This is a genomic window from Thioalkalivibrio sp. ALJ3 (genome assembly GCF_000377205.1).
Taxonomy (GTDB): domain Bacteria; phylum Pseudomonadota; class Gammaproteobacteria; order Ectothiorhodospirales; family Ectothiorhodospiraceae; genus Thioalkalivibrio.
This window is the reverse complement of record NZ_KB897915.1, coordinates 1-5,083: the sequence shown is the minus strand read 5'-3', so window position 1 is coordinate 5,083 and position 5,083 is coordinate 1. Positions and strand designations below refer to the sequence as shown.

The window sequence follows — 5,083 nt, the reverse complement described above, 5'->3', positions numbered from 1 at the left end:
GAGACGGCCGAGCTGACCCGGGCACAGATCCTGCAGCAGGCCGGTACCTCGGTGCTGTCGCAGGCGAATGCGGTCCCGCAGAACGCCCTGGCCCTACTGCAGTAAGAAGGGAACCAGGTAGGTCGAGGTTGGAGTGGCCGGGGAGACCCGGTCGCTCCAGCCCTCTGACGAGGACAGTGCTATGAGTGATCAGGTGGGCAATGTCACTTCATCACCAGCGTTGATGACCCCTCGCGGGCAGGAATCGGGCAGTCGCCCGGTCCTGGACGCCGGGCTTTCTCGTGCTTCGGGCCGCGTCGTCGATCCGGGCGGCGAGGTCCGATCCGAGCAACGATCCACGGAGGTGCCCCGCGCCCCCGCACCGATCGAGGCCTCGGATCTCGAGAAGGTGGTGGAGTCGATCAATGAGTACCTGCAGTCCAGCAAGCGTTCGCTCGAATTCTCGGTGGATGACGTCAGCGGCCGTACCGTCATTACGGTGATGGACGGCGACCGCGAGAACGTGATTCGCCAGATTCCTCCGGAAGCGGTGCTGGCATTGGTCGAGCAGTTTCAGGAAGAGCAGGGGCTGACAGGAACCGGGCTGGTGGACAAGGCCTGAAGCCCACGCTGTAACTGCAATGTGTCATTTCGTTTGGCCGCGCCTTTTGGGGTGCGGCTTTTCTTTTTTTGGGAGCGAAACTGCGTGCGCCGGTAAGCAGGGGCGCGCCGTGGTAAATTTTCGGCGGGAACCATCAAGATTTCGGCTAATCTGTCGTAAAGGGTAGTAATACGCAGTTACGAGGGCTCGGGACGCCGGGCACCAAGGAGTAAGAGCGTTATGGCAATCAGTTCACTGGGTGTCGGCTCCGGCCTGGATCTGAATCAGCTGGTAGGCGAGTTGATCCAGGCGGAAAGGGCCCCGCGGGAATCGCGCATGAATCAGCGCGAGGAGAAGCTGGAGGCGCAGATTTCCGCCTTTGGCACCCTGCGCAGCGGTATCGACCAGGCCCAGCAGTCGATGTCCGATCTTTCGCGCTTTCGTCCGGAGCAGATCGTCGAGATGTCGAACGACGAGGTCGCTTCGATCACGACCGATGGCACGGCGGACAACGGCCGGCTGTCGCTGGAAGTACAGCAGCTCGCACAGTCCCAGTCGCTGGCCACACAGGCGGGTGCATTCGAGAGTCGCGACGACGAAGTCGGGGCGGGCACCCTGAACATTCAGGTGGGGGACGGCAAGTCCTTTCAGATCGAGGTGAATGAAGGCGACACCTTGCGCGATGTACGCGAGGCCGTGAACGCTGCCGGTGCGGGTGTGACCGCCTCGATCGTGAACGACGGGCAGGGCTCGCGCCTAGTGTTCAACGCAACCGAGACGGGCGCGAACAATACGATTTCGGTAACGGTGGAAGGCGACCCGGAGCCATCCAACGAGGGAATCGGGCGCCTGGCGTCGAGTAACCTGGAGCAGACCCAGGAGGCACGCGATGCGATCGCCACCATCAATGGCATGACGGTAACCAGCAGTTCCAACACGCTGGATGACGCGATCGAGGGTATGGAGATCGAGTTGCGGCAGGTGACCAGCAGCCCGGTGAACGTCACGGTATCCGAGGACCGCGATGGCCTTCGCGAACAGATGGCGGGTTTCGTTGAGAGCTACAACGCGATTATCTCGCAGATTCGCGACCTGACCGCCTACGATTCGGAGGAACGCCAGGCTTCGATCCTCACGGGCGACAGCACGGTACGCAATATCCAGAGCCAGATGTCCACCGCACTCATGCAGCGGGCCGACGTGTCCGGAGCGAACAACACCATGTTCGCCGAACTCGGCATCACGACAAACTCCGACGGGACTCTGAGCTTCGATTCCGATCGCTTCCGTCAGGCGGTCGAGGAAGACGGGTTTGAAAACGTTACGCAGACGGTGCGCCAGGTCGCAGGCGGGATGAACGACGTGATGAGTTCCTTCCTGGGTTCGGAAGGTATTCTGCGGATGCGTACGGATGGGTTGCAGAGCGACCTGAGTCGAATCGGGCAGGACCGTGAACGACTGGACAACCGTATCGAGCAGATGGAGCAACGCCTGGTGCAACAGTTCTCGCGCATGGATCAGACCGTTGCCCGGCTGCAAAGCAGCAGCGATTTCCTGATGGGGCAGCTGGCCAATATGCCGCTGGCCAACAACAACTCTCGTCGATAACCGCCGCCAAGCGGTGAATGGATAACGGAGACAGGCAGATGTACGGACCGGGGACGAATCGGGCAGTGAACCAGTACCGGCAGTCGGGCGCTTTGGCCGAGGCACAGGTGGCCGATCCGCACCGGCTGATCCAGATGCTGTTCGAGGGGGCTCTGGAGCGCATCGCCGTGGCGAAAGGCGCGATGCAGCAGGGCAACGTGGGGCTGAAGGGCGAGAAGATCGGCAAGGCGATCGATATCGTCGAGTCACTGCGTGCGGTGCTGGATCACAAGCACAACCCCGAGCTGTCCGGCAATCTCGACGCTTTGTATCAGTACATGAGCCGCCGCCTGCTGGAGGGCAATATGCAGAATGACCCGGCGGCTCTGGACGAGGTCGCGAAGCTGCTGCGCGAGATCAAGGCGGGCTGGGACGACATCCCCCCCGAACAGCGCCAGCGCAAGGCGGGTTGAGCCGCAGGCCTTGACCGCCCCCCTGTCGCGTGGTGTCGTCCGCTGATCATGACAAAACGCGACGATACGGGAACGGATGCCACGCTGGAGGACGCGGTTCAGGCGGTGCGCGTCCTGATGGACCAGGCGCTCCAGGAGGAAGACTGGGACCGCCTGGAGGAACTGGACCTGCAGGCACGGGTGCTGATCGACCGCGCGTTCGGCGAGGAGCCCGTCCCGCTACGCGACGACACAGGCGCGACACTGCGCCGCGCGCTCGAAGACCTGTCGGCCTTCTACCAGCAGACCCTGCCGGACCTTTCCAGACGCCGCGCCGATGCCGGCCGCCAGCTACGCGATCTGCGCGACGGCCGGCGCGGCACCAACGCCTATGAGACCACCCGCCGCAACACCATGCGCTCCGGCCCGATGAAGCCGGGCGGCTGATGCGTAGCACCATTCCGTCTCCGATGTCCCGTGCTCGGCCGATTCGCGCCCCGGATTGCTGAATAACTGCTTCATGTCTGCAAGCCGTCACCCGTAAAAACCCGCCGTCCTGGGTGTGGCGAAAAGGTGCTGGATGCAGTGGCGCACCGTGCATACCCATACCTGTTTCAAGGTTAAAGATTAAGGGGCCATGGCCGTTAATGGACTACGGAGCGGAGTCGTCCTGTTGACGAGAGCCGTCGAGGGAGTACGACAGGTCTTTCGGGAGGACGACCATGTCTCAGATCATCAACACCAACATCATGTCCCTGAATGCCCAGCGTAATCTGGGTAATTCGCAGGGCGCGCTTGCCCAGAGCCTTGAGCGACTGTCCTCGGGCCTGCGCATCAACAGCGCCAAGGACGACGCCGCCGGGCTGGCGATCTCCGAGCGCTTTACCACGCAGATTCGCGGTCTGAACCAGGCCGTGCGTAACGCGAACGACGGCATCTCGCTGGCTCAGACCGGTGAAGGGGCCCTGCAGGAGGTGCAGAACAACCTGCAGCGTATTCGCGAGCTGGCCGTGCAGTCGGCGAACGCGACCAACTCCGACTCCGACCGCGAGGCGATCAACCGCGAGGTGCAGCAGCGTCTGCAGGAGATCGACCGGATTGCGGACCAGACCTCGTTCAACGGCCAGAAGATCCTGGATGGCAGCTTTGGGGATGCCAAGTTCCAGGTGGGCGCCAATGTGGGCGAGACCATCGATCTGAGCCTGGAGTCCAGCACCCGCCTGAACGCGATCGGTGCACTGGCCACAGCCGAAGTCGATCTGTCCGACTTCATCACCGAGGGTACCGATGCCACGCCGGGCACCTATACGACCGGTGACGTGACCGCTCTGCTGGGCGAGGATTTGAGCGCCGCGGAAGTGGGAGGATCAATCGGGCTCGAGTTCGCTAACACCGACTTCGATTCCGAGAATGTCACCTTCGAAGTTGACGGCACTGAGGTCACACTCGACGCCGATTACGCTGATTTTGAAGCTTTGGCCGCTGCAATCGAAGGTCAGCTTACGGGGTACACCGTCACTGACGAAGGTGGTGGAAACATCACCATCACCAACGACGAGTCGATTGACGCCGTAGCCGTAACCGATGTCTCTGGGGATGGTGCGGGAGACGTTACGGTAGGAACCAGTGAAGAAGGTTCCTATGGAACGGTGAGCTTCGAGGTTGATGGCAACGCCGTGACGCTGGACAGCGCTGACGGCTACGCCACCCTGGATGACATGGCGGCGGCGATCCAGGACCAGCTGGGTGGCGACTATGTGGTTTCCGCCACCGATGACGGGATCGAGATCGCCACCGCCGACACGGGCGATGGCGTGGATGCGCCGGTCATTTCGGACGCCTCCAGCTTCTCTTCCGCCCTGTTCGATGACGGCACCAGCGAGGCTGGTGAAGATGGCGAGGAAGGCGATACCTTCACCGTGGATGGCGACTTCGGCATTCGCTTCGGCGATGATGAGGACGGCACCGTGATCAACGTCGCGGACGGTGAGTACAGCGACAAGCAGGAATTGGCGGATGCCATTTCCGCCGCGATCGGCAACAACGGTCGGGTGACCCTGGATGATGACGGCAACATGAGCATCATCTCGCCAAACAGCATCACCTTCTCCGGTACTCAGGGCGAAGCCATGTTCGGCGCGGACACGGTCGAGGCTGACGGTGATCTCAGCGATGTGGATGTGCTGACGGTCGCCAACGCCAACAACGTGATCGAGCGAGTGGACTCGGCGCTGACCGCGGTGAGTGACATCCGTAGTGACTTCGGGGCGATCCAGAACCGCTTCGAGTCGACGATCTCCAACCTGACGCAGACCTCGGAGAACCTGGAGGAATCCCGGTCCCGTATCCGCGATGCGGACTTCGCGACCGAGACGGCCGAGCTGACCCGGGCACAGATCCTGCAGCAGGCCGGTACCTCGGTGCTGTCGCAGGCGAATGCGGTCCCGCAGAACGCCCTGGCCCT

The 5,083-nt window shown here is 62.3% G+C and carries 6 protein-coding genes; all 6 read left to right on the top strand.

The window, feature by feature from the left end; all coding sequences use genetic code 11:
* A partial coding sequence (locus C935_RS13450; RefSeq protein ID WP_255349368.1) for a flagellin occupies positions 1-105 on the top strand: 105 nt, incomplete at its 5' end.
* A 76-nt stretch (positions 106-181) separates the two neighbouring features.
* Positions 182-601: a flagellar protein FlaG gene (locus tag C935_RS13235; RefSeq protein WP_231367718.1), complete on the top strand. Its 420-nt coding sequence runs from the start codon at positions 182-184 to the stop codon at positions 599-601.
* A gap of 219 nt (positions 602-820) precedes the next feature.
* Entirely contained in the window at positions 821-2,188 is a 1,368-nt protein-coding gene (gene fliD, locus C935_RS0112615) for a flagellar filament capping protein FliD (protein WP_018862850.1), read from the top strand.
* Between the two features lie 38 nt (positions 2,189-2,226).
* Complete coding sequence (gene fliS / locus C935_RS0112610) at positions 2,227-2,640, top strand: flagellar export chaperone FliS (RefSeq protein ID WP_018862849.1); 414 nt, start codon at positions 2,227-2,229, stop codon at positions 2,638-2,640.
* Positions 2,641-2,688: 48 nt separating this feature from the next.
* On the top strand, positions 2,689-3,066 hold the full coding sequence (locus tag C935_RS0112605; RefSeq protein WP_018862848.1) for a flagellar protein FliT: 378 nt from the start codon (positions 2,689-2,691) through the stop codon (positions 3,064-3,066).
* Positions 3,067-3,341: 275 nt separating this feature from the next.
* Positions 3,342-5,083: flagellin (locus tag C935_RS13460; protein ID WP_018862847.1), on the top strand; the 1,742-nt coding region annotated here is incomplete at its 3' end.